Origin of the sequence: Citrobacter meridianamericanus, assembly GCF_041320245.1 — a bacterium.
In the GTDB taxonomy this organism is placed as follows: Bacteria; Pseudomonadota; Gammaproteobacteria; order Enterobacterales; family Enterobacteriaceae; genus Citrobacter; species Citrobacter meridianamericanus.
This window is the reverse complement of sequence record NZ_CP101036.1, coordinates 2146943-2172780: the sequence shown is the minus strand read 5'-3', so window position 1 is coordinate 2172780 and position 25838 is coordinate 2146943. Positions and strand designations below refer to the sequence as shown.

Sequence of the window (25838 nt, the reverse complement as noted above, 5' to 3'; positions counted from 1 at the left end):
TCTGCACGTTAAACCTACACCTGCATCGACATCACTTCCTGATACGCCGACACCAGTTTGTTACGCACCTGAATCCCCATTTGCATTGAAACTGACGCTTTTTGCATATCGGTCATCACATCATTCAGCGCAATACCCGGTTCACCGAGGGTAAATTTCTCAGCCTGCACACGTGACGCGGTTTGCACATCGCTGATCCTGTCTAACGCCGCATACAGTTGACCGGCAAAGCTGACGGTCGGTTGTGGCTGCATATCCTGCATTTTTGCTGACATCGCCGTAGCCTGTAGCTGGCTGATAACCCCTTCAATCCCCTGTATTGCCGACATTCTGATCCCCTGGATGATTTTTTACGTAGTTGAGATTACCAGTTAGTCAATAAGATAAAGGCGTTAAATAACGATAAAAAACCACGGTTTTTAACGCATAGAAAAATTCGAAACCGCAAATAATGAGACCGTCAATTTTTCGAGTTTGCTGACCCGGGAGTGAGTCTTGTTCCACTTTGCAAAAAACGCCGTCCACGATAAGCCACGAGGTGCGAGATGAGTGCGACAGCATCGACTGCAACCCAGCTTAAACCTCTCGAGTGGTTAAATCGCCTGCGCGCGAATCCCAGAATTCCTCTGATTGTGGCGGGAGCCGCTGCCGTCGCTATCATCGTGGCGATGGTTCTGTGGGCCAAAGCGCCTGACTACCGTACGCTGTTCAGCAATCTTTCCGATCAGGACGGTGGCGCAATTGTTACCCAACTGACGCAGATGAACGTTCCCTATCGTTTCACTGAGGGAAGCGGCGCGATTGAAGTTCCTGCCGACAAAGTCCATGAACTGCGTTTACGTCTGGCGCAGCAAGGCCTGCCCAAAGGCGGCGCGGTGGGTTTTGAGCTGCTGGATCAGGAAAAGTTTGGTATCAGCCAGTTTAGCGAGCAGGTCAACTACCAGCGCGCACTGGAAGGTGAATTAGCCCGTACCATCGAAACACTGGGACCGGTAAAACGCGCCCGCGTGCATCTGGCAATGCCAAAACCATCGCTGTTTGTACGTGAGCAAAAAGCGCCTTCTGCCTCCGTCACCGTCAATCTCGAGCCGGGTCGTGCACTGGATGAAGGTCAGATCAGTGCGGTCACGCATCTGGTATCCAGCGCTGTTGCAGGGTTACCGCCAGGCAACGTTACGCTGGTCGACCAGGCGGGGCATTTATTAACCCAGTCGAACACCAGCAGCCGCGACCTTAACGATGCGCAGCTGAAATACGCCAGCGACGTCGAGGGCCGCGTTCAGCGTCGTATCGAATCGATTCTGTCGCCAATTGTCGGCAACGGTAATGTTCATGCGCAAGTCACCGCGCAGCTTGATTTTGCCAATAAAGAGCAAACCGAAGAACAGTACCGTCCAAACGGCGATGAGTCTCAGGCCGTGCTGCGTTCTCGTCAGTTGAACGTCAGTGAGCAGATCGGTAGTGGAGCACCAGGCGGCGTGCCGGGCGCATTGTCTAATCAGCCAGCACCCGCCAATACTGCGCCAATCGCCAACCCACCGGCGAATCAGCAAAACGCGCAAAATACGCAAAACGCGCAAGCGACGAATAACAGTAATAATGCGGGCCCGCGCAGTACTCAGCGCAATGAAACCAGCAACTATGAAGTCGACCGTACGATTCGCCACACCAAAATGAACGTTGGCGATGTGCAGCGTCTCTCGGTGGCAGTAGTCGTCAACTATAAAACCTTGCCAGACGGCAAACCGCTGCCGTTGACCGCCGAGCAGATGAAGCAGATTGAGGATCTGACCCGCGAGGCGATGGGTTTCTCCGACAAGCGTGGTGACACCCTGAACGTGGTGAACTCTCCCTTCACGGCGACTGATGACTCAGCTGGCGAACTTCCGTTCTGGAAACAGCAGTCCTTTATCGATCAGTTAATGTCCGCTGGCCGTTGGTTGCTGGTTCTGTTGGTGGCCTGGATCCTGTGGCGTAAGGCTGTTCGCCCACAGTTGGTCCGTCGTAACGAAGAAGCGAAAGCGATACAAGAACAAACACGTATCCGTCAGGAAACCGAAGAAGCGGTAGAAGTTCGCCTCAGCAAAGACGAGCAGACTCAGCAACGTCGTACGAACCAGCGTCTGGGCGCAGAAGTCATGAGCCAACGTATTCGTGAAATGTCAGATAACGATCCGCGCGTCGTGGCGCTGGTCATTCGCCAGTGGATGAGTAACGATCATGAGTAATGCCCTTACCGGTACCGACAAAAGCGTCATTCTGTTGATGACCATTGGCGAAGATCGCGCGGCGGAGGTGTTTAAGCACCTCTCCACGCGCGAAGTTCAGGCGCTCAGTACAGCGATGGCGAACGTACGCCAGATCTCCAACAAGCAGTTGACGGAAGTACTGGCCGAGTTTGAACAAGAAGCCGAGCAGTTTGCCGCGCTCAATATCAACGCTAACGAATATTTGCGCTCCGTACTGGTGAAAGCGTTGGGCGAAGAACGCGCCTCCAGCCTGCTGGAAGACATTCTGGAAACCCGCGATACTACCAGCGGTATTGAAACGCTCAACTTTATGGAGCCGCAAAGCGCCGCCGACCTTATCCGCGACGAGCATCCGCAGATTATCGCCACCATTCTGGTACACCTCAAGCGGGGCCAGGCGGCTGATATTCTGGCGCTGTTCGACGAACGTTTACGTCACGACGTGATGCTGCGTATCGCTACTTTCGGCGGCGTCCAGCCTGCCGCGCTGGCAGAACTGACCGAGGTACTAAACGGCCTGCTCGATGGCCAGAATCTCAAACGCAGCAAAATGGGCGGCGTGAGAACGGCGGCAGAAATTATCAACCTGATGAAAACTCAGCAGGAAGAAGCGGTTATTACCGCCGTACGCGAATTCGACGGCGAACTGGCGCAGAAAATTATCGACGAGATGTTCCTGTTCGAGAACCTGGTGGACGTCGACGATCGCAGTATTCAGCGCCTGCTGCAGGAAGTGGATTCCGAATCACTGCTGATTGCTCTGAAAGGTGCCGAACAGCCGCTACGCGAGAAGTTCCTGCGCAACATGTCGCAACGTGCTGCCGATATTCTGCGCGACGATCTCGCCAACCGCGGTCCGGTGCGTTTGTCGCAGGTGGAAAACGAACAGAAAGCAATCCTGCTTATTGTGCGTCGTCTGGCAGAAACCGGCGAGATGGTGATAGGCAGCGGCGAGGATACCTATGTCTAACGAATTGCCGTGGAAAGTCTGGACCCCGGACGACCTCGCCCCACCGATGGCGGAGTTCGTACTGGCCGACCACAGCGAAACGCCGCTGTCAGAAGAGACAGAAGAGCCAGAGCTTTCCCCTGAGCAACAGCTTGAACAGCAGCTCGCACAGTTGCAAATGCAAGCCCATGAGCAAGGTTATAACGCGGGTTTGGCAGAAGGTCGCCAAAAGGGTCATGAACAAGGTTATCAGGAGGGGCTGAGTCAGGGGCTGGAACAAGGCCAGGCCCAGGCACGCGCGCAGCATGCCCCCATCCATGCCCGCATGCAGCAGTTGGTGAGCGAGTTTCAGAATACCCTGGATGCGCTGGACAGCGTCATTGCCTCACGCCTGATGCAAATGGCGCTGGAAGCGGCGCGTCAGGTTATTGGTCAGACGCCAATCGTGGACAACGCTGCGCTGATTAAGCAAATCCAACAGCTGTTGCAACAGGAACCGCTGTTTAGCGGTAAGCCGCAGCTACGCGTACATCCCGACGATCTCCAGCGTGTGGAAGAAATGCTCGGTGCCACACTCAGTCTGCACGGCTGGCGACTTCGCGGCGACCCGACGCTGCATCACGGCGGCTGTAAAGTCTCCGCCGACGAGGGCGACCTGGATGCCAGCGTCGCCACGCGCTGGCAAGAACTCTGCCGTCTGGCAGCGCCAGGAGTCGTGTAATGACCACACGCCTGACTCGCTGGCTCAATACGCTGGACAACTTCGAAGAGAAAATGTCGCTGCTGCCTGCGGTACGCCGTTATGGCCGCCTGACTCGTGCCACCGGGCTGGTACTGGAAGCCACAGGTCTACAGTTGCCGCTGGGCGCCACCTGCGTCATTGAACGTCAGGACGGCAACGAAACACAGGAAGTCGAAAGTGAAGTCGTGGGCTTTAACGGCCAACGTCTGTTTCTGATGCCGCTCGAAGAGGTCGAAGGCGTTCTGCCCGGCGCACGCGTGTATGCAAAGAACATTGCCGGAGAAGGTCTGCAAAGCGGGAAGCAATTACCGCTTGGCCCTGCTCTGCTCGGGCGTGTGCTTGACGGCAGCGGAAAACCGCTCGACGGCCTGCCCGCCCCGGACACCACCGAAACGGGGGCATTGATTACACCGCCGTTTAACCCCCTGCAACGCACCGCGATTGAACACGTTCTGGATACTGGCGTACGCCCTATCAACGCATTGTTAACCGTCGGACGCGGTCAGCGTATGGGTCTTTTCGCAGGTTCCGGCGTCGGTAAAAGCGTCCTGCTCGGCATGATGGCGCGCTATACCCAGGCCGATGTTATCGTCGTCGGTCTGATTGGCGAGCGCGGTCGCGAAGTTAAAGATTTTATTGAAAATATTCTCGGCGCTGACGGTCGCGCACGCTCGGTGGTGATTGCCGCTCCGGCAGACGTTTCGCCGCTGTTACGTATGCAAGGCGCGGCTTATGCCACGCGTATCGCCGAAGATTTTCGCGATCGCGGACAGCACGTATTGCTGATTATGGATTCCCTCACCCGTTATGCGATGGCGCAACGTGAGATCGCGTTGGCGATCGGCGAACCACCGGCAACGAAAGGTTATCCACCCTCGGTATTCGCTAAATTACCGGCGCTGGTCGAACGTGCCGGGAACGGCATTCACGGCGGCGGTTCAGTCACCGCATTTTATACGGTACTGACTGAAGGCGACGACCAGCAGGATCCGATTGCCGATTCCGCGCGCGCGATTCTGGACGGCCACATCGTCTTGTCCCGTCATCTGGCTGAGGCGGGCCACTATCCGGCTATTGATATTGAGGCTTCTATTAGTCGCGCCATGACCGCGCTCATTAGTGAACAACACTATGCGCGGGTGCGTAACTTTAAACAGCTGTTATCCAGCTTCCAACGCAACCGCGATCTGGTCAGCGTGGGCGCATATGCCAAAGGCAGCGATCCGATGCTGGATAAAGCCATCGCCTTATGGCCACAACTGGAAGCATTCTTACAGCAAGGTATTTTTGAAAGAGCTGACTGGGAAGATTCTCTGCAGGCTTTAGAACTGATTTTCCCTGGTGTGTGATTAAGCAGGAGAGCATAGGTCATGGCACAACATGGTGCATTAGCAACATTGAAAGACCTGGCTGAAAAAGAGGTAGATGACGCCGCTGTCTTATTGGGAGAGATGCGTCGTGGCTGTCAGCAGGCGGAAGAGCAGTTGAAAATGCTGATCGATTATCAGCATGAGTATCGCAACAATCTGAACAGCGACATGGGCCAGGGTATTACCAGCAATCGCTGGATCAATTACCAACAATTTATTCAGACGCTGGAAAAAGCGATTGAGCAACATCGCCAACAGCTCAATCAATGGACGCAGAAAGTAGACCAGGCATTGAACAGTTGGCGCGACAAAAAACAACGTTTACAGGCGTGGCAGACACTGCAGGACAGACAAACTTCGGCGGCATTACTGGCCGAAAACCGCCTGGATCAGAAAAAGATGGATGAATTTGCTCAGCGCGCAGCTATGAGGAAACCCGAATGATTACTTTACCCCAACTGATTACTACCGACACCGATGTAGCCGCAGGTCTTCAGTCAGGCAAAGCGGTAGATTCACCCGAGGATTTTTTAGCGATACTGGCTGGCGCATTAGGTGTGGGCGACGCACAAGGTAAAGCCGCCCCGCTGTCGCTGGCCGATTTACAGGCGGCAGGCAGCAAACTGCAAAAAGGGTTGTTACAAAAAAATGGTGACCCAACACCGTCGCTCAAGTTAAGTGAACTGCTGGCGCAAAAAGAGATACATAGCGATGCATCCCTTGCCGACATGACTGACGCCCAGCAACTGTTGTCAGCCCTCACGCCATCGCTGAAAGCGAATGCTATGACAACATTGGGTAAAGTGACTCAGCAGGATGAAAAAAACACCTCGCTGAGCGATGACGATCTCGCCAACCTGAGCGCGCTGTTCGCTATGCTGCCAGGCCAACCGCTGACCACACCAGCCGTTGACAGCACGCCTGTACCTGTTGATGCGACGCTTTCAACGTTAACACGCGGCACGGCACATGGCGCTATCGCTGATAACGCGGGCGATTTGCTGCCCGGTGATGCCAAAAAAGGCAAAGCGAATAATGCGGCACCTGGTGGTAGCGTAGATCAGACCAACACTCCGACGCTAACCCCGCTGACGGCAGCGGCGGCGACCCGAGCAGAAATTGAAAGCACCCCTTCACCGACCAGCATTGGCGTGACGGCGGCGCCGTTAAGCGGCCCGCAGCCCCATGCACAACCGTTACCGACAGCCGCACCGGTGCTTAGCGCGCCATTGGGAAGCCACGAATGGCAGCAAGCACTAAGTCAGCACGTTACGCTGTTCACGCGCCAGGGTCAGCAAAGCGCAGAACTGCGCTTGCATCCGCAGGACCTGGGCCAGGTGCATATTTCCCTCAAACTGGATGATAACCTCGCTCAGCTGCAAATGGTTTCGCCGCACAGTCACGTGCGCGCAGCGCTGGAAGCTGCGTTACCAATGCTGCGAACTCAACTGGCTGAAAGCGGGATCCAGCTTGGACAAAGCAATATCAGCAGCGAAAGTTTTGCTGGCAATCAGCAATCCTCCGGGCAGCAACAGCAGGCGGGTCGCGCCCAGGGACAAGATATTTTTGCCGCTGAAGATGACGCCGTACTGGCAACGCCTGCCTCACTGCAAGCCGCAGCACGTGGTGATGGAGCTGTAGACATCTTCGCCTAACGCCAGAGGTAGCATGATTATCCGCGTCTTTTCCACGCTTTGTCGTGGACAGGACACGGGATAATCAGCCCATAAGCTGTACCGAAACAGGAAGCCCGTATCTGATGACTGACTCCGCGATTAACAAAAAAAGTAAACGCGCTATTTGGATCCCTCTGCTGGTATTAATTACCCTCGCCGCCTGCGCAACTGCGGGGTATAGCTACTGGCGCATGCAGCAGCAGCCGTCCGCCAGCGTCAAAGCGGAACCGGCTCCACCGCCTGCCCCGGTGTTCTTCGCGCTGGACACTTTTACCGTCAATTTGGGTGATGCGGACCGAGTGCTGTATATCGGTATCACGTTGCGCATGAAAGACGAAGCAACGCGTTCACGTCTGAACGAATATCTGCCAGAAGTACGCAGCCGCTTGCTGCTGCTGTTCTCTCGTCAGAACGCAGCCACGCTTGCCACTGAGGAGGGTAAGCAACAGTTGATTGCCGCCATCAAAGAGACGCTCGCGACTCCGCTCGTTGTTGGACAACCCAAACAGGTTGTCACCGACGTTCTTTATACAGCTTTTATTCTGCGGTAAAGACATGGGCGACAGTATTCTTTCTCAGGCTGAAATCGACGCATTGCTTAACGGCGATAGCGAGACTAAAGACGAACCCATTTCCGGTATCGCAAAAGAAAGCGATATTCGTCCTTATGATCCCAACACCCAGCGCCGCGTGGTACGTGAGCGTTTACAGGCGCTGGAGATCATTAACGAACGCTTCGCGCGCCAGTTCCGTATGGGATTATTTAACCTGTTACGCCGTAGCCCGGATATTACCGTGGGTGCGATCCGTATCCAGCCCTACCACGAATTTGCGCGTAATTTACCCGTTCCGACCAACCTGAACTTAATCCACCTGAAGCCACTGCGCGGTACGGGTCTGGTGGTGTTCTCTCCGAGTCTGGTATTTATCGCTGTAGACAACCTGTTTGGCGGCGATGGCCGCTTCCCGACGAAAGTGGAAGGTCGTGAATTTACCCATACCGAACAGCGCGTCATCAACCGCATGTTGAAGCTGGCGTTGGAAGGCTACAGCGATGCCTGGAAGGCCATCAATCCGCTGGAAGTGGAATACGTTCGTTCGGAGATGCAGGTGAAATTTACCAATATCACCACCTCGCCAAATGACATTGTGGTGAATACCCCATTCCACGTTGAGATTGGTAACCTGACCGGTGAATTTAACATCTGTCTGCCATTCAGCATGATTGAACCGTTGCGCGAGCTGCTGGTGAATCCACCGCTGGAAAACTCGCGTAATGAAGATCAGAACTGGCGCAATAATCTGGTGCGTCAGGTTCAGCATTCTGAGCTGGAGCTGGTGGCAAACTTTGCCGACATTCCGCTGCGGCTATCCCAGATTTTAAAACTAAAACCCGGCGATGTACTGCCGATTGAAAAACCCGACCGCATTATTGCTCATGTGGACGGCGTGCCTGTACTGACCAGCCAGTATGGCACTGTGAACGGTCAGTATGCGTTACGCGTAGAACATCTGATAAACCCGATTTTGAATTCGCTGAATGAGGAACAGCCCAAATGAGTGATATGAATAATCCGTCCGATGAGAACACTGGCGCATTGGACGATCTGTGGGCTGACGCGTTAAACGAGCAAAAAACCACGCCTACCAAAAGTGCGGCCGATGCGGTATTCCAGCAGTTAGGTGGCGGCGACGTCAGCGGTGCCTTGCAGGACATCGACCTGATCATGGACATTCCGGTCAAACTAACCGTCGAATTAGGCCGTACCCGTATGACCATCAAAGAGCTGCTGCGCCTGACGCAGGGTTCGGTCGTCGCATTGGATGGTCTGGCTGGCGAACCATTGGATATTCTGATCAACGGCTATCTGATTGCTCAGGGTGAAGTGGTAGTCGTCGCGGATAAATACGGCGTACGTATCACCGACATTATTACCCCCTCTGAACGTATGCGCCGCCTGAGCCGTTAATCATGAATACCCAGGCGACAGTTTCTCAGCCAGCCGCCGTCCCCGGCTCACCGCTGGTGCAGGTCAGCGGTGCGCTGCTCGGGATTATCGTATTGATCCTGGCTGCGGCCTGGGCCATTAAACGTCTGGGATTTGCTCCCAAAAGCGCCGGTACGCGCGGACTGAAAGTTGCGGCGAGTACCTCACTGGGCCCACGTGAGCGCGTGGTGATTGTTGAGGTTGAAGATGCACGGCTGGTGCTGGGCGTAACCGCCTCGCAAATTAACGTCCTGCACACCCTGCCCCCGGTCCTTGCCGATGCAGAAGAAAAAACGGCCTCCCCCGCGGATTTCCAGGCCATGATGAAAAGTTTGCTCAAGCGTCCCGGGAGACCCTGATGCGCCGTTTGTTATTCCTCACGCTGGCAGGCTTATGGCTTTTCAGCCCCGTTGCCCTCGCCGAGCTCCCAGGCCTGGTTAGCCAGCCGCTGCCAGGCGGCGGACAAAGCTGGTCTTTGCCAGTGCAAACGCTGGTGTTTATCACCTCGCTGACGTTCTTACCCGCCATTTTGCTGATGATGACCAGCTTCACTCGCATCATCATTGTTTTCGGCCTGCTACGAAATGCGCTTGGAACACCCTCTGCGCCGCCAAACCAGGTGCTACTCGGGCTGGCGCTATTTTTGACCTTTTTCATCATGTCGCCGGTAATCGACAAAATCTACGTCGATGCATATCAGCCCTTCAGCGAAGAGAAGATCTCCATGCAGGAAGCCATGGAGAAAGGCGCGCAACCGCTGCGTGAGTTTATGCTGCGCCAAACCCGTGAAGCAGACCTGGCGCTGTTCGCCCGTCTGGCAAACAGCGGTCCACTACAGGGACCAGAAGCCGTACCGATGCGGATTTTGCTTCCGGCCTATGTCACCAGCGAGCTGAAAACGGCATTCCAGATAGGCTTTACCATTTTTATTCCGTTTCTGATTATCGACCTGGTTATCGCCAGCGTGCTGATGGCGCTCGGGATGATGATGGTTCCACCCGCCACGATCGCGCTGCCGTTCAAGCTGATGTTGTTTGTACTGGTGGACGGCTGGCAGCTGCTTGTCGGCTCGCTGGCACAAAGCTTTTACAGTTAGAGGCGCGAAATGACTCCTGAATCGGTCATGATGATGGGCACAGAGGCGATGAAAGTCGCCCTGGCCCTTGCCGCACCTTTACTGTTGGTCGCCCTCGTCACGGGTCTAATCATTAGTATTCTGCAGGCTGCGACCCAGATTAACGAAATGACGCTGTCCTTCATTCCCAAAATTGTCGCGGTTTTTATTGCCATCATCGTTGCCGGCCCGTGGATGCTTAACCTGCTGCTCGACTACGTGCGTACGCTGTTCAGCAATATCCCTTATATCATCGGGTAGATGACATTATGTTGCAGGTGACCAGCGTTGAGTGGCTCCACTGGCTGAATCTTTACTTCTGGCCTTTGCTGCGCATCCTGGCACTCATCTCGACGGCTCCTATTCTCAGCGAGCGCGCCATCCCCAAACGGGTAAAACTGGGGCTGGGATTGATGATAACCGTCGTTATCGCCCCGTCGATTCCCCCGGTAGATGTCCCTATCTTTTCTGTTGAAGCGTTATGGCAAGCAATGCAACAGATCCTCATCGGCATCGCCTTAGGCTTTACCATGCAGTTTGCGTTTGCTGCAGTGCGCACCGCCGGGGAATTAATTGGTCTGCAAATGGGCCTCTCATTTGCAACATTCTTCGACCCTGGTAGCCGTCTGAATATGCCGGTCCTGGCGCGACTGATCGACATGCTCGCGATGCTGTTGTTCCTGACCTTTAACGGCCATTTGTGGCTGATTTCGCTGTTGGTCGATACCTTTCATACGTTGCCCATCGGCGGTAATCCGGTGAACAGTAATGCCTTTCTCGCGCTGGCGCGTGCGGGTAGCCTGATTTTCCTCAACGGACTCATGTTGGCCCTGCCGATAATGACGCTGCTACTCACACTCAACCTTGCACTCGGCTTGTTGAATCGCATGGCGCCGCAGCTGTCGATTTTCGTCATCGGTTTTCCACTCACCCTTGCCGTGGGTATTTCATTAATGGCGGCCCTGATGCCATTAATTGCGCCGTTCTGCGAGCGATTATTCAGCGAGATTTTTAATTTGTTGGCTGATATTGTCAGCGAAATGCCCGGGAAATAATAACCCTTAATTTTTATCCTGTTTTACTAAGGATTATCCTAAATTTAAAAAGCAGCAACATCCACCAGGATATACCTGTCGCGGCTTATTTGTTTTTGTCTCACTCACATAAAGCAACATTTACTTTACTTTAAGATGTTTCCTGGCAAATTATACGCAACTTTACGGGATAGTAATTTCGCCTGAAAAACAGCGAAAGCGTCATCTTAGGTCGTTATTATTCCGTTTAGTTGTGATGAAATAATCAGGTAAGGGGAATTATCGTTACGCATTGAGTGAGGGTATGCCATGTCAACGATTATTATGGATTTATGCAGTTACACCCGCCTAGGTTTGACCGGATATCTGGTGAGTCGGGGAGTGAAAAAAAGGGAAATCAACAACATTTCCAGCGTTGATGAGCTCAGCCTCGCCTGTGTCTCTCAGCAACCCGCTGTGGTGTTTATTAATGAGGACTGCTTTATCCACGATCCTGCTAACAGCCAGCAAATAAAGCAAATCATTAATCAGCATCCCGGCACATTATTTATTGTGTTTATGGCAATTGCCAATGTGCATTTTGATGAATATTTATTAGTAAGAAAAAACTTATTGATCAGTTCTAAGTCGATTAAACCAGATTCACTGGATGAACTCCTTGGCGATATTCTGAAAAAGGAAGTGGATATTGTCATTGATGTAAATCTGCCGACCTTGTCATTAAGCCGCACCGAATCCAGTATGCTACGCATGTGGATGGAGGGCCAGGGAACAATACAGATATCAGATCAAATGAATATCAAAGCCAAAACCGTGTCATCCCATAAGGGGAATATAAAACGAAAGATAAAGACGCATAATAAGCAAGTGATCTATCACGTTGTGAGACTCACAGATAACGTTACCAATGGTATCTTTGTGAATATGCGCTAAGACGTTCTGACTGGTGGCGACTCCACCAGTCAGAATCAAAAAGCTGAACTCACCTCACTCCACTTTTTCCACAAAGATACCATCCTGATGACCTGACTCATTAAAGAACCAGATACCGAGCGGGTAGTCTTCCAGCGAAACGAGGTACATGGTGCCTTCACTAAATTCTTCAATAGCCAGTACCACGCCCGGCCGACGAGGACCGCCGTCCGTTTTGACTGTAACCCGATCATTCACCTTCATCGTTTTCCTCCTGTGGCTTTGTGCCAGTGTAGAACAATTTCCTTTTTCTGGCAGCGCCCGGCTCGTGCGATTGCGGGTTTTATCGACGGTCTATACTTAAGTTGTGCGTATCTGATGTTGGGATACGCTCCCCCGGTATCCTTAACGGTTGAGAGGTATGAGGATGAAAACCGCGAAAGAGTACAGCGATACGGCCAAACGTGAAGTCAGCGTCGATGTGGACGCGCTGCTGAAGGCAATCAACGAAATCTGCGAGAGTGAGATTCATCGTAGTCAGGATGACCCGGAACGCGTCAGCGTCGATGGGCGTGATTACCATACATGGCATGAACTTGCCGACGCGTTCGAGCTTGATATCCATGATTTTAGCGTGTCGGAGATCAATCGCTGACTGAGGGCGAAAAAAATCCCGGCCCTTATCGGGTCGGGATCAAGCTTGCTTATGCAAGAAGCACTTGAAAATTCGTTACACCAGGAAATCTGATGTGAAACAAACCTTATCTGCAATTTTTTTGCCTGACAAGTAAATAATTCTCACCAAAATGATAAATATAACTAATGGTTGAGAGTTCACCAGGTTACCTTCAAGCCAGGTGTTCAGGCATCCTGGCAGAGCGATCTTCGCTCACCCGACACCAGTTCATCTTCACGGAATGCTTCCCGTTTGACGCCAAAGCCGTCGTACCAGCGACATTCCACCATTCCGCTGGCATACCCGGTAACGATCATGCGTGGGCCCCCCTCTTTGGAGGTGACTTCCTCACTGACAGAAAAGACCATACCTGCCTCCTGTATCAAGAGAAACCTTTACACCTTAGACGACAAAGAGGCGTTTTGCGTAATCATCTCTGCGACAATTAGTGCGAAACTCCGCGTAGTCTGGCGACGGCTTTCACCAGCAGCACCACGACCCCGCCAATGATAAAACCGAGCACCAGATTCAGCAGGGTCGGAAGCATTAGCGCAATCAATGCACTTTGCTGTTGGGAAAAATGTTCAATCGCATGATGCAACGGTGATATCCCGTGTACCACGATTCCACCACCGACCAAAAACATCGCCAGCGTACCCACCACAGAGAGGGTTTTCATCAGCCAGGGAGCGACCACCAGCAATCCTTTCCCCAGCAACTGGGCAAGCGCGCTACGTTTTTCTGCCAGCCAGTAGCCAATATCATCGAGCTTAACGATAATCCCAACCAGGCCGTATACCCCCACGGTTACGACTAACGCGATGCCTGATAACACCAACACCTGATTCAGCAGTGGCGCATCCGCGACGATACCCAGCGTAATCGCGACAATCTCGGCAGATAAGATAAAATCGGTACGTATCGCCCCTTTGATTTTATCTTTTTCAAAGGTGAGAGGATCCTGCGCCGCCAACGTTGTCAGACGCTGCTGGCGCTCCTCTGGAGTCTCTTTGTGCTTACGCGCTTGCAAGGAATGGAGAATTTTTTCTGCCCCTTCAAAACAGAGAAACGCCCCGCCAACCATTAATAAAGGGGTGATCGCCCACGGAATGAAGGCGCTTATCAATAGCGCCAATGGCACAAGGATAACTTTGTTAATAAATGATCCTTTTGCCACGCTCCAGACTACCGGGAGTTCACGGTTCGCCCGCACGCCCGAGACCTGCTGCGCGTTAAGCGACAGGTCATCCCCCAATACACCCGCCGTTTTTTTCGCGGCCAGTTTTCCCATGACTGAAATATCATCCAGCAGCGTGGCGATATCATCGAGTAAGGTCAGTAAGCTACTTCCTGCCAAAGTTTTAATCCTCAATATTATTTTTTTGCAGCCATAAGTATGAAGTAAAACACGCAATGCTGAAACTGACCTTTCTGGTCAACATTTTTTTAACATCAGTACGTAATTATAAATCTCGCCAGCACGATAGTTTTGACGTTTACTATGTTGCACCTTTTTATTTCCACCGTGAGGGATTATGCGTTTCAGGCAATTGTTACCGCTTTTCAGTGCGCTATTCGCGCTGTACATCATTTGGGGTTCCACATACTTCGTTATTCGTATTGGCGTTGAAAGCTGGCCGCCGTTGATGATGGCCGGCGTGCGTTTTCTCTCTGCGGGAGTGTTATTAACACTTTTTTTACTTCTTCGCGGACACAAGCTACCGCCTCTGCGCCAGCTCCTGAACGCCGCGTTAATTGGTATCCTGCTGTTGGCCGTGGGTAATGGGCTGGTTACCGTTGCAGAACATCAAAATGTTCCTTCCGGTATTGCCGCCGTAGTGGTCGCCACCGTCCCGCTGTTTACACTGTGCTTTAGTCACTTTTTTGGCATCAAAACACGCAAACTGGAATGGATAGGGATAGCTATTGGTCTCGCCGGGATCATCATGCTGAACAGCGGCGGCAATTTGAGCGGTAATCCATGGGGCGCTGTTTTAATCCTGATTGGCTCAATGAGTTGGGCGTTTGGTTCAGTGTACGGCTCACGCATAACCCTGCCCGTTGGCATGATGGCAGGAGCCATAGAAATGCTCGCCGCCGGTCTCGTGTTGATGTGCGCCTCACTACTTTCCGGGGAAAAATTGACCACTATGCCGACATTTTCAGGCTTTATAGCGGTAGCCTATCTGGCCTTGTTTGGCTCTATTATTGCCATTAACGCCTATATGTACCTGATCCGCAACGTCAGTCCGGCACTCGCCACCAGCTATGCCTACGTGAATCCGGTGGTCGCCGTACTGTTAGGTACCGGTCTGGGAGGAGAAAATCTGGCGCTCATCGAATGGCTGGCGCTTGGGGTGATCGTGTTTGCGGTGGTACTGGTCACACTCGGTAAATACCTGTTCCCTGCTAAAGCGGACGCCATTGTGACTCCATCGGAGAAGACGTTACAGTAAATGAATACCAAGCGTGTCGATCTGCGCGCTGGCGCCACCGCCGCAGATCCACTCGACGACACGTTCGGACAATGCTTCATCCCCCAGCTTTTCGCGCCCGCGCAGGGCGCACTCCCAGACAATCAGTACTCGCCAGCCCAGAGCCTGCAGCTTTTCGCAATCCCGCGCGTCACGCTGGACATTTTTGCCTATTTTTTCCAGCCAGAACGTCGTTCGTGTAGCGGGGACTTTGAATAAATAGCAGTGGTGATGATGCCAGAAACAGCCGTGGGTAAAGAGAACACAACGATACTCATCCACCACGAAATCAGGGCGACCGGGTAACGTCGCATCTTGCACGCGAAACGTTACCCCCTGCTCTGTCAGCACACTGGCAAGGCGTTTTTCAATTGCGGTATCACGGGTGGCAATCGCCCGCATATTTTTACTGCGCGTTGCCTTATCGTGAACGTCTGCCATGCAGGTTCTCTTTCTCGCGAAGGGTAACCGCTTGTTTGATTTTTGGCTCCAGCAGCCTGGCAACTGCCGCAAATGCCGGGACGACCACCGAATTACCAAACTGGCGATAAGCCTGGGTATCCGACACAGGGATCCTGAACTGATAGCCCTGGGGGGATTCAAATCCCATCAGGCGCGCGCACTCTCTGGGCGTGAGCCTGCGCGGGCGGTGTTGCTGATTCTGCGGGTCATCAAAATCCTTTTCCCCCAGCGCCATGTCCCAACCGCGGTCAATAAGGATCTCGGCGCCATCCTTATAATAACGCGCCGATAATGTGCGCGTTACACTATAGGGATTGCCAGGATACACCATACCATAGCCGAATCCATTCCCCCGCGCCTGATGCTTTTTCGCATAGCGATAGAGATATTTCCACAGCACCGGCGTCAGCACATATTTCGCCTCGACGGTTGGCTCAAGCAGCTCCGCCAGCGTAGTACGCCGCTGCGGATAACGGGAGACAATATCGCGCAGCGTGAAGTCTGATTTCAAATTCAGTTCGCGGCGAAAACCGACGAGCACAATCCGTTCACGGTGCTGTGGCAAAAAATGTTGCCCATCGATAATCTTCGGATCATCCGGACCGTTATCGTGCGCATCCGCCACGTCATAACCCAGTTCATCCAGGGTTTGCATAATGATACGAAACGTTTTTCCCTGGTCGTGACTCTTCAGGTTTTTGACGTTTTCGAGCACAAATATCGCTGGTCGACGCGCATCAATGATACGTACCACATCAAAAAATAGTGTACCTTGCGTATCGCAGGCGAAGCCATGAGCTCGTCCTAACGCGTTTTTCTTGGATACACCAGCGAGAGAGAATGGCTGACAAGGGAAACCCGCCAGCAACACGTCATGCTGCGGAACATGCTGACGAATATGCTCCGCCGCCTGTTGGTCGCTCACCCCATCATGATGGCTGAGCGTAATATCACGAATATCTTCATTAAAGTGGTGCTGTTGAGGATCACAGTAGTGATTCGCTTTATAGGTGCGCACCGCATGCTTGTTCCACTCGCTGGTAAAGACGCACTGCCCGCCAATCGCTTCAAAACCGCGACGAATTCCGCCAATACCAGCAAAAAGATCGATAAAGCGAAAAGCATAATGGGGATGATGCGCGGGCGGTGTCGGCAGCATAGCGTTCAGATGAGCCAGCTCAGCGTCGCTCAACCGATGCCACGTTTCATTGGCAACAACGCGCTTAAAGATGGCCGGACTCCAGCGATTCTCACCAACACCATTCAGATGAGCAACCAGCGTTTTCACGTCATATATTTCAAGCAACTTCGCCAAAATCACCTGTGCGGCGGCCTCGTTATCATCTGTCATTGGGTTCATGGAGCCTGCTACTGAAAAATTATCCTGCATACATTTAACCGGCCGAAATAGATGACTGACAGATTAACATAAAATAGCGCGGTTGACGTGGCGGCTGTACTGACGACTAACGCGCGGTAAAGGGTTGAATCGCGTCAAGATCCAGCTTTTCATATTCTCCTTTTAACTCCGCACTCAGCTTCGCCATGTATGTCAGCAAGAAGTCAGCATTATGCTGCGCCAAACGCCGCCCCTTTTCGGTTTGCATCGTCAGCGGCAACGTTAATAATTTGGTCTGGAAGTGATCGAGCGCGTACTGTTTATCATCGAGGCCACGTTGCCGGGCCAGTGGATCTTCCGCATCAAATAACGCCACGCCTAATGCGCCGGACACGGCAAATACCCGCGCTAAACCAATCGCACCCAGCGCCTCCAGCCGGTCTGCATCCTGCACAATTTTGGCTTCAGGGGTTTCTGGTACGATTTTGGCGCTGAAACTGTGTGCCTCAATAGCATGACACACGGCAAATAGCCGTTGTTGTGGAAAATCAGGGAAATCGCGCATCAAAACCCCACGCGTTTCCTGAGCTGCCAGTACCGACGAACGATGACGATCGGGATGGTTCTTCGGCAAACTGACGAGATCATGGAAGTAGCACGCCGTCAACACCACCAGCCAGTCAACGGCCGTATCTGTGTTCAGCTTTTGTGCCGTCGTCCACACCCGGCGAAAGTGAAAGATGTCGTGGGCAGCGTCGTGCTCTGAATGGTTTTCACGTAGCCAGGTTTCAAATCGCGACTGCCAGTCGTGGAGTTCCATGCTCTCTCCCTTTACATAAAGAAAACCACCTTAGCAACAATTTTTACTCCGAACCACTGTCCGCCCTCTTTTATATCAAAATTCAATTATTAAATAATATTTATAACGAATATCAATTTATAACTTCTGGATGTAGCATTGATAATAAATCATCAAGGAACCACGACCAGCAATAATAAAAACACATACAATATACATAGCAAATACTAAAACAAAAAGCATAAACCAGTTGATAACTATACATTTATACGTTGAATGAAAACGACATATATATATAGAAATGATTTAAAAAATCCAAATGGAAACATTCTGAAATATCTAAAATACAATTGTTACATGTTATATTTTAAATTAAATGAACTTCATGGATAGTATCGAAATGTAGTTTTCAGGACATCACTACATATTCATTTTAATTATTAAATAAAGGGAATACATAATGAAAAGAAAAGTACTGGCACTGCTTCTCCCTGCTTTATTAGCTGCAGGCGCAGCAAATGCGGCTGAAATCTATAATAAAAACGGCAATAAACTGGATCTGTACGGAAAAGTCGATGGTCTGCGTTATTTCTCTGACGATGCAGGTAGCGACGGTGACATGACCTATGCGCGTGTGGGTTTTAAGGGCGAAACACAGATCAACGATATGCTGACTGGCTACGGTCAGTGGGAATATAACATTCAGGCTAACGGCACCGAAGGTGACAAAGGCGACTCCTGGACTCGTCTGGCTTTCGCAGGCTTAGGCTTTGCTGAAAACGGCACCTTCGATTACGGTCGTAACTATGGCGTCGTTTACGACGTTGAAGCCTGGACCGATATGCTGCCAGAATTCGGCGGTGATACTTACACTCAGACCGACGTGTATATGCTGGGTCGTACCAACGGCGTGGCTACCTATCGTAACAAAGGTTTCTTTGGTCAGGTTGATGGCCTGAACTTTGCTTTGCAGTATCAGGGTAATAATGAAGGTAGCAGCGTAGGTCAGGAAGGTTCTGGTAATAGCGAAAACCGCAAACTGGCGAAAGAAAACGGCGACGGTTTCGGTATGTCTACCTCCTATGACTTTGACTTCGGTTTAAGCCTCGGCGCAGCGTACTCGAGTTCTGATCGTACTAACGAGCAAGTTTCTGCTGGCCGTGGCGATCGTAGCTATGCCAATAAATACGCAGGCGGAGATACAGCGGATGCCTGGACTGTTGGCGCGAAATATGACGCTAACAACGTGTACCTGGCTGCAATGTATGCCGAAACCCGCAATATGACCGCTTATGGTGATGACAAAGGCGGTATCGCCAACAAAACGCAGAACTTCGAAGTTGTTGCACAATACCAGTTTGACTTTGGTCTGCGTCCATCCGTTGCATTCCTGCAATCTAAAGGTGTCGACTTAGGTGGCTGGGATCACCATAGCAATGGCACCCCACGCTACACCGATAAAGACCTGGTCAAATATGTTGATGTGGGTATGACTTACTACTTCAACAAAAACATGTCCACCTACGTTGATTACAAAATCAACCTGCTGGACGAAGACGACAGCTTCTATGAAAGCAATGGTATCGCGACTGACGACATCGTTGCCGTTGGTTTAGTCTACCAGTTCTAATTGCTGCACAGACAAGCAAGCCCGTTTCTTCTGAAGCGGGCTTTTTACATTTTTAGAGTGGGACAGAAGCCTTAAGATATAGCTGGGAGCCTTCAGGTCGGTTACGCACATCCATTTCTTTCTGCCATTTCAACGTCATCAGCCAGCCCTTGTCATTGGCATAACGAATAGAAGGACCAAGAGAAAAGGCCCGCGCTTTAGCCGGCGCTGAATTCGGTCCGTTGTCATTGGTGGTCTGTATAAATGTGTACCCACCAATGCCAAACACCCAACCATTTCCCACTGCCCATCCTAATGCATAATCGGCATGAAAAGCCTGGCCTGACTTCGTATGACTCTCCTGATTACGTCGATTAAAGTCATACATCATTTTGATATCCGCATTAACACCTTGTTGCGGAATATAGCTAATTGCCCATACAGGTTGCACAGCCCAGTAGTTTCGCCCCAGGCTGGCGGGATCAGACTGGCTGTAATTACCTGTTGGTGCAAATACATCAACGCCCAGCACATAATGAAGGTCACGCAAGGGATGAAAACCTAATGCTGGCCCCAGTGTGATGTCTCCCAAACCCTGGCGGGTATATTTCCGCCCATATGATTTAGCCGTGATATCGAGCAATGGCAGGATGGAATGAAACGCCAACTGTCCCCCCAGAAGGCGCTGTTCCGTAACCCAAATAATACGCGGCGCTAGGATATTGACGTTCATACTGAAGCCCGGCCCTGAAATATCATGACCTCTGCTGTCACGCACGTGGTCATACCGTGCGCTGCCTCCGTACAACAGGGTATGTATTCCTTCGGCAGGAAGAAACCCTGACATATAGTTTTCCAGACCATCGGGATAAATACCCGGTCCGTTTCCCTCGGAGGCTACCACTGAAGGCTCTGCGAGCAGAAAAGCTACGCCTGGCAAAATCCTTTTCATCCTCTTTATCATTTTGCTATCCATTGATACTGTTTACCTGAAGGAAATACGGATCAATATTGATGCCCGAGGGCAAAACTGAGCAGTTTCACTAAAAATTAAGATTCTTGTCCGTTATCACTCACACCAGTTTTGGTAAAATATTCAGTACATTACCAAACCAACAGAAGATCACGACGATACCAAAAATAATAACTACGGCGGGGATAATCCGCCCTCCCCATACAGTAAACATCTGATTCGGAAACTTTTGCCTTGATTTCAAGGCCAGCACGGCCGGAATAATAACAGCCCAGATCGTTGCACATAATCCTGCCCCACCGATCCCATAGATAAATCCGTTAGGGAATAACAGGTAAAGCACCGTTGGCGGCAAAAACGTCAGCATTACTGTTTTAAATCGTCCAGAATGGGAATTGTCGAATTTGAACAGATCGGCAAGAAAGTCAAATAGTCCTAATGTAACGCCGAAGAAAGAACTGGCCACGGCCAAATTAGAGAAAACGAGTAAACAGAACTCAATCACGCCACTCTGATTAGTTCCCAAAAAGGACCCCACCAAAGCATCGACATTACCGCCAGAAGCAATTATACCTTTAAAACTCTCACGAGGGATGTTACCCATCGTACAATATAGCCAAAACAAATAAACAACCAATGCCAGAAAAGATCCCAGCACAACACTTTTTATCAATTTATCTTTTTTCTTTCCGTAGCAGATGATTAGGCTGGGGATATTACCATGAAAACCGAAGGATGCCAGGCATACCGGAATGGCCATAAATATATAAGGAAAAAACGAGCGACTTTCTTCGTTTACTCCACTTACCCCACTTAAAATTGAGTAATCGACCTGAAAGAAAAGCGAACCAAAAACAATCACGAAAGCAAGAATTTTAATCCCAAGAAATAATGATGTAATCCGACTTGCAGCCAATGAGCTAAACCATAATACAGTTGCTACAAACAGCGCGGTACAAACACCAATGATTCGTGGGTTAACATGACCATCAGAATGCATAGATATCGTTTCACTAATAATAGCTCCATTTGCTGAAATATATGCATAAGTCAATATATATAAAACAAAGGCAACTGTCGCACCGCTAATCACATTCCATTTATTACCAATTAAATCTTTTGTAATTGTGTTAAAACTGGAACCGACAGGATAATTTAAATTGGCTTCCAGAAGTAGCAATCCTGAGTGCAACATTGAAAACCAGGATATAATTAATATAAATGCCCCCCAGAAAAACCAAGCGCCGGCGAGATCAACGGGTAATGCAAACATCCCTCCACCTATTACGGTGCCAGCAATCACCATAATCCCCCAAAAGGATGAATGCTTTGAATTGGAATTTTCTTCCATACGAGCCTCTTTTCATCAGTTGTATTTATTCACTATCATATTAATTTTATAAAAATGTGAACCATGAATAGCTATGAGATATAACCATTCATGGTCAATTATTGACTATCAGATTTCTTTCAATCGAGCAGTAAAGTGACGTAGAACTTTAGGTTCATATGTAAAAGTTAATCCTTTAATATTTTTGGCATTTTCTTTCACATGACTAAAGGCTTCAATAATGAAATCCATATGCGATTGCGTATATGTCGCACGCGGAATGGTTAAACGTAACAACTCAGCCGGACACGGTAACTGAACTCCCGTTTTAGGATCCCTGCCGAGTAAAAATGAACCAATCTCTACAGCGCGAATGCCAGCGACTTTATAAAGTTCGCATGCCAGCGCCTGTGCCGGGAATTGTTCAGCAGGAATATGCGGTAATAATTTTCCAGCATCCACGAATGCCGCATGTCCACCAGCTTGCTGACAGGTCACACCAATAGCTTCAAGACCATCAACCAGATACTGAATCTGTGCAATACGATAGGCCAGCCAATCCTGGTTCATGCCATCAGTTAGACCGACGGCCAGACGTTCCATTGCTCCGCCTTCCAAACCACCATAGGTAGGGAATCCCTCCTGCACCACACAAAGCGTCCGGCATTCGGTATAGACATCAAAATAGCTGTCATCTTTAATACAGAGCAGCCCCCCCATTGGCACCATCGCATCTTTCTTCGCTGACATAGCCAGCATATCCGCATATTTATAGGTTTCGCGTGTAATCTCCTCGATGCTCCAGTCCTTATAAGCTGTTTCCCTTTGCTGAATGAAATATGCGTTCTCTGCAAATCGAGCGGAATCCATCACCACTGGAATATCGTATTTTTTCGCCAGCTGATATGTTGCTTTCAGGTTTGCCAGTGAAACCGGCTGACCACCGGCAGAGTTACACGTTATCGTAGCCACAATATAAGGAACATTATTTGGGCCTACCTCCTGGATACCTTCTTCCAGTTTATCCAGGTCGAAATCCCCTTTGAAATCACAACGGACTGCAGTATCAAATGCTTCTTTGATATAAACATTTCGGACAGTACAGCCATTAATTTGACTGTGTCCCTGAGTTGTATCGAAGAAGTAGTTTGAGAACACAACCATTTTACTTCTGTCCAATCCCTTTTCTTGCTCACGCTTACGGATTAATACAGGGATATAAATCTGCTCAGCACCACGGCCCTGGTGAGTCGGAATAGTATATTGATATCCAAAAATATTCTTAACCGCATCTGCAAGCGCATAATAACTGCGGCTTCCGCTGTATGCTTCATCTCCCCTTAGCATTGCTGCTTGCATATTTTGGGTAACAGCGCCAGTACCGCTATCTGTCAATAAATCAATAAAAACATCTTCACTATCAAGCAGGAATGGGTTCATTCCGGAATTAATAATCGCATTTTCACGGTGCTCCCGCGTTGTACGTTTTACGGGTTCAATAACACGAATACGGAATGGTTCTGGTAAATGTTTAAAGTTATTCATGGAATATTTCCTGTATTAGATATACACATACCACGCCTGCAGTAACTCATAGGCCTGAATTACTGAAGCATTTTAAATATTGATGAACAACCCATATAAATTTTATCCACACATCTCTACACCCGTTATCTACGCCTAAACCCACACGTAAACCAGGTATAACAAGATTATGCAGCAAATAAATTATGAATTATTCAAGGCATACAAAAAACAGAAAAAAGTTTCTGTTCACATTGTATGAATAGGAAGGAGTAAAACTTAAGGGCGATGATTGACAATCATCGTGTCGATGTTGAACCACTTAGAAGTCAGATATGTATTAAATAAGCTAATCATTAGATATCAACTCTTATTAAACATGACAACATCATTATAGTATGGCGATTTTTTGTCTATTAGCAGTTAAAGTTATTGTGATTAAAATCACGATAAATTAGACATGTGCGATATATCCATTACTCAACAGCATTGCATTCACATCAATGTAACATCACGCTAGTGCGCCAATATAGTAATTAGGATATCCCTAACCACCTAATCAAGAAAGCATTAAATGAACCATTGTTTTCATTTGGCATGTATACTGGAGAGAATTTTCAATTCAGATCACAAATTTCATTCCAGAGGATTATTGAGTTCCGAGGATACATTCGTATCTGTTGCCTCACCCGACTAAGGCAAACTGGACATTTCCTGGGCGAACAAATACCGATTGTTCCCAAGCATTTCCACGAAAAATGATTTAATACATAGTGAGAAGGATTTTATGAATATCAGTACGATTATCTCCTCCACAGATCGCATAAAACTCGTCGCTGGCTAATGCCTGTCGGTAAACTGCTGGTTGAAGTACATACCTTTGATGAAGTGAAACGTCAGGGCATGGCAAGCCCAGCCTGGCATGATGAAGAATATCTCCATCTTCTGAGTGACAACGGTTTCACTGTACTACAGCCCCCTGATGGTCACGTTTGGCCGGTTAGCGATACATTCGAAGGAAAACTGAACGCTTGGCTGGCAGAAAAGAAATAATCATGTAACTCCATGAGAAAGTATCGACCCAGTCATCCCCAGGGCTGGTACTAATAAGTCGAGCCGACGTACTTCAATGTCATACGACTTAGCTCACAAAATGAAGGACATAGTGGTAATTTCCTACCGGGAACGCTGGGTAAGTGATAACGTATTCGACGGTCAGTTTGTTCAAAATATACCAACAAGATATGGCAGATAGTTATTCGGAAGGGTATATCGAGTGAAAGACTGAGGAAGAAAATTTTAGATAGAAACCATTAAAAACAGCCAGTTACTGGTAAGTAGTGGCGGAGAGAGGGGGATTTGAACCCCCGGTAGAGTTACCCCTACTCCGGTTTTCGAGACCGGTCCATTCAGCCGCTCTGGCATCTCTCCGTTTTAGCGGTTGCCATGATGCCAGGTAATTTGGCATTTTAACAGACCCAGTTCCGTCAATTTCGTTCAAGTGACGAGTTTGCGAGCAAAACGATGATTAAGTGGCCCTGGAAAGAACAAGAAACAACCCGGAGTGATGACTGGCCGTGGGATGACGCCCTGGCCATTCCCCTTCTTGTAAATCTCACCGAGCAAGAACAAGCCAGACTTATCGCCCTTGGCGAGCGCTTTTTGCAACAAAAAAGACTGGTCGCACTGCAGGGGTTTGAGCTGGACCCGCTGAAAAGTGCACGTATTGCTCTGCTTTTCTGTTTACCTGTTCTGGAATTAGGGATCGAGTGGCTCGACGGGTTTCACGAAGTGCTCATCTACCCAGCCCCCTTCGTCGTGGACGATGAGTGGGAAGACGATATTGGGTTGGTGCATAATCAACGCGTTGTACAATCCGGACAGAGCTGGCAGCAAGGCCCGATAATCCTCAATTGGCTTGATATTCAGGATTCCTTTGATGCCTCCGGCTTTAATCTGATCATCCATGAAGTGGCGCATAAGCTTGATATGCGTAACGGCGATCGCGCCAGCGGTGTTCCGGCGATCCCCCTGCGCGATATTGCCGGTTGGGAACACGATCTGCATGCCGCAATGAACAACATTCAGGATGAAATCGATCTGGTTGGGGAAACCGCATGTAGCATAGATGCCTACGCAGCAACGGACCCGGCCGAATGCTTTGCCGTGTTATCCGAGTATTTTTTCAGCGCGCCTGAATTATTTGCTCCGCGTTTTCCTGCCTTATGGCAACGTTTCAACCAATTTTATCGCCAGAACCCTATGGAGCGGTTACGCGATACCCGAGAAGACGACGATTATCGCTCACCAAATGTGCATTAACACTGAATTTGAAGATTAATTAACCAATTGAAATGACGTACTAATTTTACTGTTGACACCTCATGATGAGGTCAGTAATATGCGCCTCGTTCACACGATTCCTCTGTAGTTCAGTCGGTAGAACGGCGGACTGTTAATCCGTATGTCACTGGTTCGAGTCCAGTCAGAGGAGCCAAATTTAAGAAGCCTGCTCAGGAAACTAAGCAGGCTTTTTGCATTTAAATCCGCCTTAAAACATCCCCTTTAAGCGGCCTGCCTGTCATAACATCCCCATTCCACGCCATATCACATCGTTG

29 protein-coding genes, 2 tRNA genes and 1 pseudogene are annotated in these 25838 nt (G+C 50.0%); 20 read left to right on the top strand and 12 right to left on the bottom strand.

Annotated features, from left to right (window positions below):
• Window positions 1–14 precede the first annotated feature (14 nt).
• Complete coding sequence (fliE, locus tag NMD08_RS10315; protein ID WP_370620116.1) at window positions 15–329, bottom strand: flagellar hook-basal body complex protein FliE; 315 nt, start codon at window positions 327–329, stop codon at window positions 15–17.
• A 216-nt stretch (window positions 330–545) separates the two neighbouring features.
• On the opposite strand from fliE, the gene fliF reads away from it, so the two are divergent.
• The 14 genes from fliF (at window position 546) to rcsA (ending at window position 12055) form a co-directional block, all read left to right on the top strand.
• A complete protein-coding gene (gene fliF / locus NMD08_RS10310) occupies window positions 546–2228 on the top strand; it encodes a flagellar basal-body MS-ring/collar protein FliF (protein WP_151224638.1) in 1683 nt (560 codons plus the stop codon).
• Complete coding sequence (fliG, locus tag NMD08_RS10305) at window positions 2221–3219, top strand: flagellar motor switch protein FliG (protein WP_003030443.1); 999 nt, start codon at window positions 2221–2223, stop codon at window positions 3217–3219. Before fliF ends, fliG begins: the two co-directional genes overlap by 8 nt.
• Window positions 3212–3919 carry a flagellar assembly protein FliH gene (gene fliH / locus NMD08_RS10300; protein WP_151218912.1) on the top strand — a complete coding sequence of 236 codons (708 nt, stop codon included), beginning with the start codon at window positions 3212–3214 and terminating at the stop codon, window positions 3917–3919. The genes fliG and fliH overlap by 8 nt, the downstream gene beginning before the upstream one ends.
• A complete protein-coding gene (gene fliI, locus NMD08_RS10295) occupies window positions 3919–5289 on the top strand; it encodes a flagellar protein export ATPase FliI (RefSeq protein ID WP_047410431.1) in 1371 nt (456 codons plus the stop codon). The genes fliH and fliI overlap by 1 nt, the downstream gene beginning before the upstream one ends.
• A 21-nt stretch (window positions 5290–5310) precedes the next feature.
• Window positions 5311–5754 (top strand): flagellar export protein FliJ, encoded by a 444-nt coding sequence (gene fliJ, locus NMD08_RS10290; protein WP_016153491.1) that lies wholly within the window; start codon window positions 5311–5313, stop codon window positions 5752–5754.
• Complete coding sequence (gene fliK / locus NMD08_RS10285; protein WP_210904641.1) at window positions 5751–6965, top strand: flagellar hook length control protein FliK; 1215 nt, start codon at window positions 5751–5753, stop codon at window positions 6963–6965. The genes fliJ and fliK overlap by 4 nt, the downstream gene beginning before the upstream one ends.
• Window positions 6966–7069: 104 nt before the next feature.
• Window positions 7070–7537, top strand: a complete 468-nt coding sequence (gene fliL, locus NMD08_RS10280) for a flagellar basal body-associated protein FliL (protein ID WP_016153493.1) — start codon at window positions 7070–7072, stop codon at window positions 7535–7537.
• Window positions 7538–7541: 4 nt separating this feature from the next.
• Window positions 7542–8546 (top strand): flagellar motor switch protein FliM, encoded by a 1005-nt coding sequence (gene fliM, locus NMD08_RS10275; RefSeq protein WP_048218013.1) that lies wholly within the window; start codon window positions 7542–7544, stop codon window positions 8544–8546.
• Window positions 8543–8956 (top strand): flagellar motor switch protein FliN, encoded by a 414-nt coding sequence (gene fliN / locus NMD08_RS10270; protein ID WP_003030433.1) that lies wholly within the window; start codon window positions 8543–8545, stop codon window positions 8954–8956. The genes fliM and fliN overlap by 4 nt, the downstream gene beginning before the upstream one ends.
• Window positions 8956–9333, top strand: a complete 378-nt coding sequence (fliO, locus tag NMD08_RS10265) for a flagellar biosynthetic protein FliO (protein WP_370620203.1) — start codon at window positions 8956–8958, stop codon at window positions 9331–9333. Before fliN ends, fliO begins: the two co-directional genes overlap by 1 nt.
• Window positions 9333–10070, top strand: a complete 738-nt coding sequence (fliP, locus tag NMD08_RS10260) for a flagellar type III secretion system pore protein FliP (protein WP_151218914.1) — start codon at window positions 9333–9335, stop codon at window positions 10068–10070. Before fliO ends, fliP begins: the two co-directional genes overlap by 1 nt.
• A gap of 9 nt (window positions 10071–10079) precedes the next feature.
• On the top strand, window positions 10080–10349 hold the full coding sequence (gene fliQ / locus NMD08_RS10255) for a flagellar biosynthesis protein FliQ (protein ID WP_003030425.1): 270 nt from the start codon (window positions 10080–10082) through the stop codon (window positions 10347–10349).
• Window positions 10350–10357: 8 nt separating this feature from the next.
• Window positions 10358–11143, top strand: a complete 786-nt coding sequence (gene fliR, locus NMD08_RS10250) for a flagellar biosynthetic protein FliR (protein ID WP_151218915.1) — start codon at window positions 10358–10360, stop codon at window positions 11141–11143.
• A 288-nt stretch (window positions 11144–11431) separates the two neighbouring features.
• Window positions 11432–12055: a transcriptional regulator RcsA gene (gene rcsA / locus NMD08_RS10245; protein ID WP_103771252.1), complete on the top strand. Its 624-nt coding sequence runs from the start codon at window positions 11432–11434 to the stop codon at window positions 12053–12055.
• Window positions 12056–12109: 54 nt separating this feature from the next.
• Here the strand turns inward: rcsA and dsrB are convergent, their stop codons facing one another.
• Window positions 12110–12298: a protein DsrB gene (gene dsrB / locus NMD08_RS10240; protein WP_003030419.1), complete on the bottom strand. Its 189-nt coding sequence runs from the start codon at window positions 12296–12298 to the stop codon at window positions 12110–12112.
• A 163-nt stretch (window positions 12299–12461) separates the two neighbouring features.
• On the opposite strand from dsrB, the gene yodD reads away from it, so the two are divergent.
• Window positions 12462–12689, top strand: a complete 228-nt coding sequence (gene yodD / locus NMD08_RS10235; protein WP_003030417.1) for a YodD family peroxide/acid resistance protein — start codon at window positions 12462–12464, stop codon at window positions 12687–12689.
• A gap of 206 nt (window positions 12690–12895) precedes the next feature.
• Here yodD and NMD08_RS10230 read toward each other — a convergent pair whose 3' ends face one another.
• Window positions 12896–13078, bottom strand: a complete 183-nt coding sequence (locus tag NMD08_RS10230) for a YodC family protein (protein WP_151224641.1) — start codon at window positions 13076–13078, stop codon at window positions 12896–12898.
• Between the two features lie 77 nt (window positions 13079–13155).
• On the bottom strand, window positions 13156–14067 hold the full coding sequence (locus NMD08_RS10225) for a DUF808 domain-containing protein (protein WP_370620115.1): 912 nt from the start codon (window positions 14065–14067) through the stop codon (window positions 13156–13158).
• Between the two features lie 178 nt (window positions 14068–14245).
• Here NMD08_RS10225 and yedA point away from each other — a divergent pair, with 178 nt between their 5' ends.
• On the top strand, window positions 14246–15166 hold the full coding sequence (gene yedA, locus NMD08_RS10220) for a drug/metabolite exporter YedA (protein ID WP_370620114.1): 921 nt from the start codon (window positions 14246–14248) through the stop codon (window positions 15164–15166).
• Here yedA and NMD08_RS10215 read toward each other — a convergent pair.
• The 3 genes from NMD08_RS10215 to NMD08_RS10205 form a co-directional block, all read right to left on the bottom strand.
• Window positions 15158–15625, bottom strand: coding sequence for a very short patch repair endonuclease (locus tag NMD08_RS10215; RefSeq protein ID WP_151224642.1), 468 nt, complete (start codon window positions 15623–15625; stop codon window positions 15158–15160). The two genes, yedA and NMD08_RS10215, sit on opposite strands and share 9 nt — an antisense overlap.
• Window positions 15606–17036, bottom strand: a complete 1431-nt coding sequence (locus NMD08_RS10210) for a DNA cytosine methyltransferase (protein ID WP_370620113.1) — start codon at window positions 17034–17036, stop codon at window positions 15606–15608. Before NMD08_RS10210 ends, NMD08_RS10215 begins: the two co-directional genes overlap by 20 nt.
• A gap of 76 nt (window positions 17037–17112) precedes the next feature.
• Window positions 17113–17805 carry a phosphohydrolase gene (locus tag NMD08_RS10205; RefSeq protein WP_187252237.1) on the bottom strand — a complete coding sequence of 231 codons (693 nt, stop codon included), beginning with the start codon at window positions 17803–17805 and terminating at the stop codon, window positions 17113–17115.
• A gap of 439 nt (window positions 17806–18244) precedes the next feature.
• Between NMD08_RS10205 and ompC the strand changes: the two genes are divergently transcribed.
• On the top strand, window positions 18245–19414 hold the full coding sequence (gene ompC / locus NMD08_RS10200) for a porin OmpC (protein WP_151218919.1): 1170 nt from the start codon (window positions 18245–18247) through the stop codon (window positions 19412–19414).
• Between the two features lie 52 nt (window positions 19415–19466).
• Here ompC and NMD08_RS10195 read toward each other — a convergent pair whose 3' ends face one another.
• The 4 genes from NMD08_RS10195 to tnaC all read right to left on the bottom strand — a co-directional run bounded on the left by NMD08_RS10195 (window position 19467) and on the right by tnaC (window position 23577).
• A complete protein-coding gene (locus NMD08_RS10195; RefSeq protein ID WP_370620112.1) occupies window positions 19467–20369 on the bottom strand; it encodes a transporter in 903 nt (300 codons plus the stop codon).
• Window positions 20370–20466: 97 nt separating this feature from the next.
• Window positions 20467–21717, bottom strand: a complete 1251-nt coding sequence (gene tnaB, locus NMD08_RS10190; protein WP_187258794.1) for a low affinity tryptophan permease TnaB — start codon at window positions 21715–21717, stop codon at window positions 20467–20469.
• Between the two features lie 108 nt (window positions 21718–21825).
• Window positions 21826–23241, bottom strand: a complete 1416-nt coding sequence (tnaA, locus tag NMD08_RS10185; protein ID WP_151224644.1) for a tryptophanase — start codon at window positions 23239–23241, stop codon at window positions 21826–21828.
• Between the two features lie 258 nt (window positions 23242–23499).
• Window positions 23500–23577 (bottom strand): tryptophanase leader peptide, encoded by a 78-nt coding sequence (gene tnaC, locus NMD08_RS10180; protein WP_103771344.1) that lies wholly within the window; start codon window positions 23575–23577, stop codon window positions 23500–23502.
• A 477-nt stretch (window positions 23578–24054) separates the two neighbouring features.
• On the opposite strand from tnaC, the pseudogene NMD08_RS10175 reads away from it, so the two are divergent.
• A pseudogene (locus tag NMD08_RS10175) lies at window positions 24055–24267 on the top strand (SAM-dependent methyltransferase); the annotation flags it as partial.
• Between the two features lie 294 nt (window positions 24268–24561).
• Here the strand turns inward: NMD08_RS10175 and NMD08_RS10170 are convergent.
• Window positions 24562–24651: transfer RNA gene (locus NMD08_RS10170), tRNA-Ser, on the bottom strand.
• Window positions 24652–24744: 93 nt separating this feature from the next.
• Between NMD08_RS10170 and mtfA the strand changes: the two genes are divergently transcribed.
• Window positions 24745–25542, top strand: a complete 798-nt coding sequence (gene mtfA, locus NMD08_RS10165; protein WP_151218921.1) for a DgsA anti-repressor MtfA — start codon at window positions 24745–24747, stop codon at window positions 25540–25542.
• Between the two features lie 99 nt (window positions 25543–25641).
• Window positions 25642–25717 (top strand) — tRNA-Asn (locus tag NMD08_RS10160).
• Window positions 25718–25838: the final 121 nt, after the last annotated feature.

Bases quoted from the DNA above. Each gene is read 5' to 3' on its own strand.
- ompC (WP_151218919.1), top strand. From the start codon at position 18,245: ATGAAAAGAAAAGTACTGGCACTGCTTCTCCCTGCTTTATTAGCTGCA.
- fliH (WP_151218912.1), top strand. From the start codon at position 3,212: ATGTCTAACGAATTGCCGTGGAAAGTCTGGACCCCGGACGACCTCGCC.
- NMD08_RS10215 (WP_151224642.1), bottom strand. From the start codon at position 15,625: ATGGCAGACGTTCACGATAAGGCAACGCGCAGTAAAAATATGCGGGCG.
- yodD (WP_003030417.1), top strand. From the start codon at position 12,462: ATGAAAACCGCGAAAGAGTACAGCGATACGGCCAAACGTGAAGTCAGC.
- tnaA (WP_151224644.1), bottom strand. From the start codon at position 23,241: ATGAATAACTTTAAACATTTACCAGAACCATTCCGTATTCGTGTTATT.
- yedA (WP_370620114.1), top strand. From the start codon at position 14,246: ATGCGTTTCAGGCAATTGTTACCGCTTTTCAGTGCGCTATTCGCGCTG.
- NMD08_RS10195 (WP_370620112.1), bottom strand. From the start codon at position 20,369: ATGGATAGCAAAATGATAAAGAGGATGAAAAGGATTTTGCCAGGCGTA.
- NMD08_RS10230 (WP_151224641.1), bottom strand. From the start codon at position 13,078: ATGGTCTTTTCTGTCAGTGAGGAAGTCACCTCCAAAGAGGGGGGCCCA.
- fliJ (WP_016153491.1), top strand. From the start codon at position 5,311: ATGGCACAACATGGTGCATTAGCAACATTGAAAGACCTGGCTGAAAAA.
- fliN (WP_003030433.1), top strand. From the start codon at position 8,543: ATGAGTGATATGAATAATCCGTCCGATGAGAACACTGGCGCATTGGAC.
- fliM (WP_048218013.1), top strand. From the start codon at position 7,542: ATGGGCGACAGTATTCTTTCTCAGGCTGAAATCGACGCATTGCTTAAC.
- mtfA (WP_151218921.1), top strand. From the start codon at position 24,745: ATGATTAAGTGGCCCTGGAAAGAACAAGAAACAACCCGGAGTGATGAC.
- fliK (WP_210904641.1), top strand. From the start codon at position 5,751: ATGATTACTTTACCCCAACTGATTACTACCGACACCGATGTAGCCGCA.
- NMD08_RS10205 (WP_187252237.1), bottom strand. From the start codon at position 17,805: ATGGAACTCCACGACTGGCAGTCGCGATTTGAAACCTGGCTACGTGAA.
- tnaB (WP_187258794.1), bottom strand. From the start codon at position 21,717: ATGGAAGAAAATTCCAATTCAAAGCATTCATCCTTTTGGGGGATTATG.
- rcsA (WP_103771252.1), top strand. From the start codon at position 11,432: ATGTCAACGATTATTATGGATTTATGCAGTTACACCCGCCTAGGTTTG.
- fliP (WP_151218914.1), top strand. From the start codon at position 9,333: ATGCGCCGTTTGTTATTCCTCACGCTGGCAGGCTTATGGCTTTTCAGC.
- tnaC (WP_103771344.1), bottom strand. From the start codon at position 23,577: ATGATTAGCTTATTTAATACATATCTGACTTCTAAGTGGTTCAACATC.
- fliF (WP_151224638.1), top strand. From the start codon at position 546: ATGAGTGCGACAGCATCGACTGCAACCCAGCTTAAACCTCTCGAGTGG.
- fliE (WP_370620116.1), bottom strand. From the start codon at position 329: ATGTCGGCAATACAGGGGATTGAAGGGGTTATCAGCCAGCTACAGGCT.
- fliR (WP_151218915.1), top strand. From the start codon at position 10,358: ATGTTGCAGGTGACCAGCGTTGAGTGGCTCCACTGGCTGAATCTTTAC.
- fliL (WP_016153493.1), top strand. From the start codon at position 7,070: ATGACTGACTCCGCGATTAACAAAAAAAGTAAACGCGCTATTTGGATC.
- NMD08_RS10210 (WP_370620113.1), bottom strand. From the start codon at position 17,036: ATGCAGGATAATTTTTCAGTAGCAGGCTCCATGAACCCAATGACAGAT.
- fliG (WP_003030443.1), top strand. From the start codon at position 2,221: ATGAGTAATGCCCTTACCGGTACCGACAAAAGCGTCATTCTGTTGATG.
- dsrB (WP_003030419.1), bottom strand. From the start codon at position 12,298: ATGAAGGTGAATGATCGGGTTACAGTCAAAACGGACGGCGGTCCTCGT.
- fliQ (WP_003030425.1), top strand. From the start codon at position 10,080: ATGACTCCTGAATCGGTCATGATGATGGGCACAGAGGCGATGAAAGTC.
- fliI (WP_047410431.1), top strand. From the start codon at position 3,919: ATGACCACACGCCTGACTCGCTGGCTCAATACGCTGGACAACTTCGAA.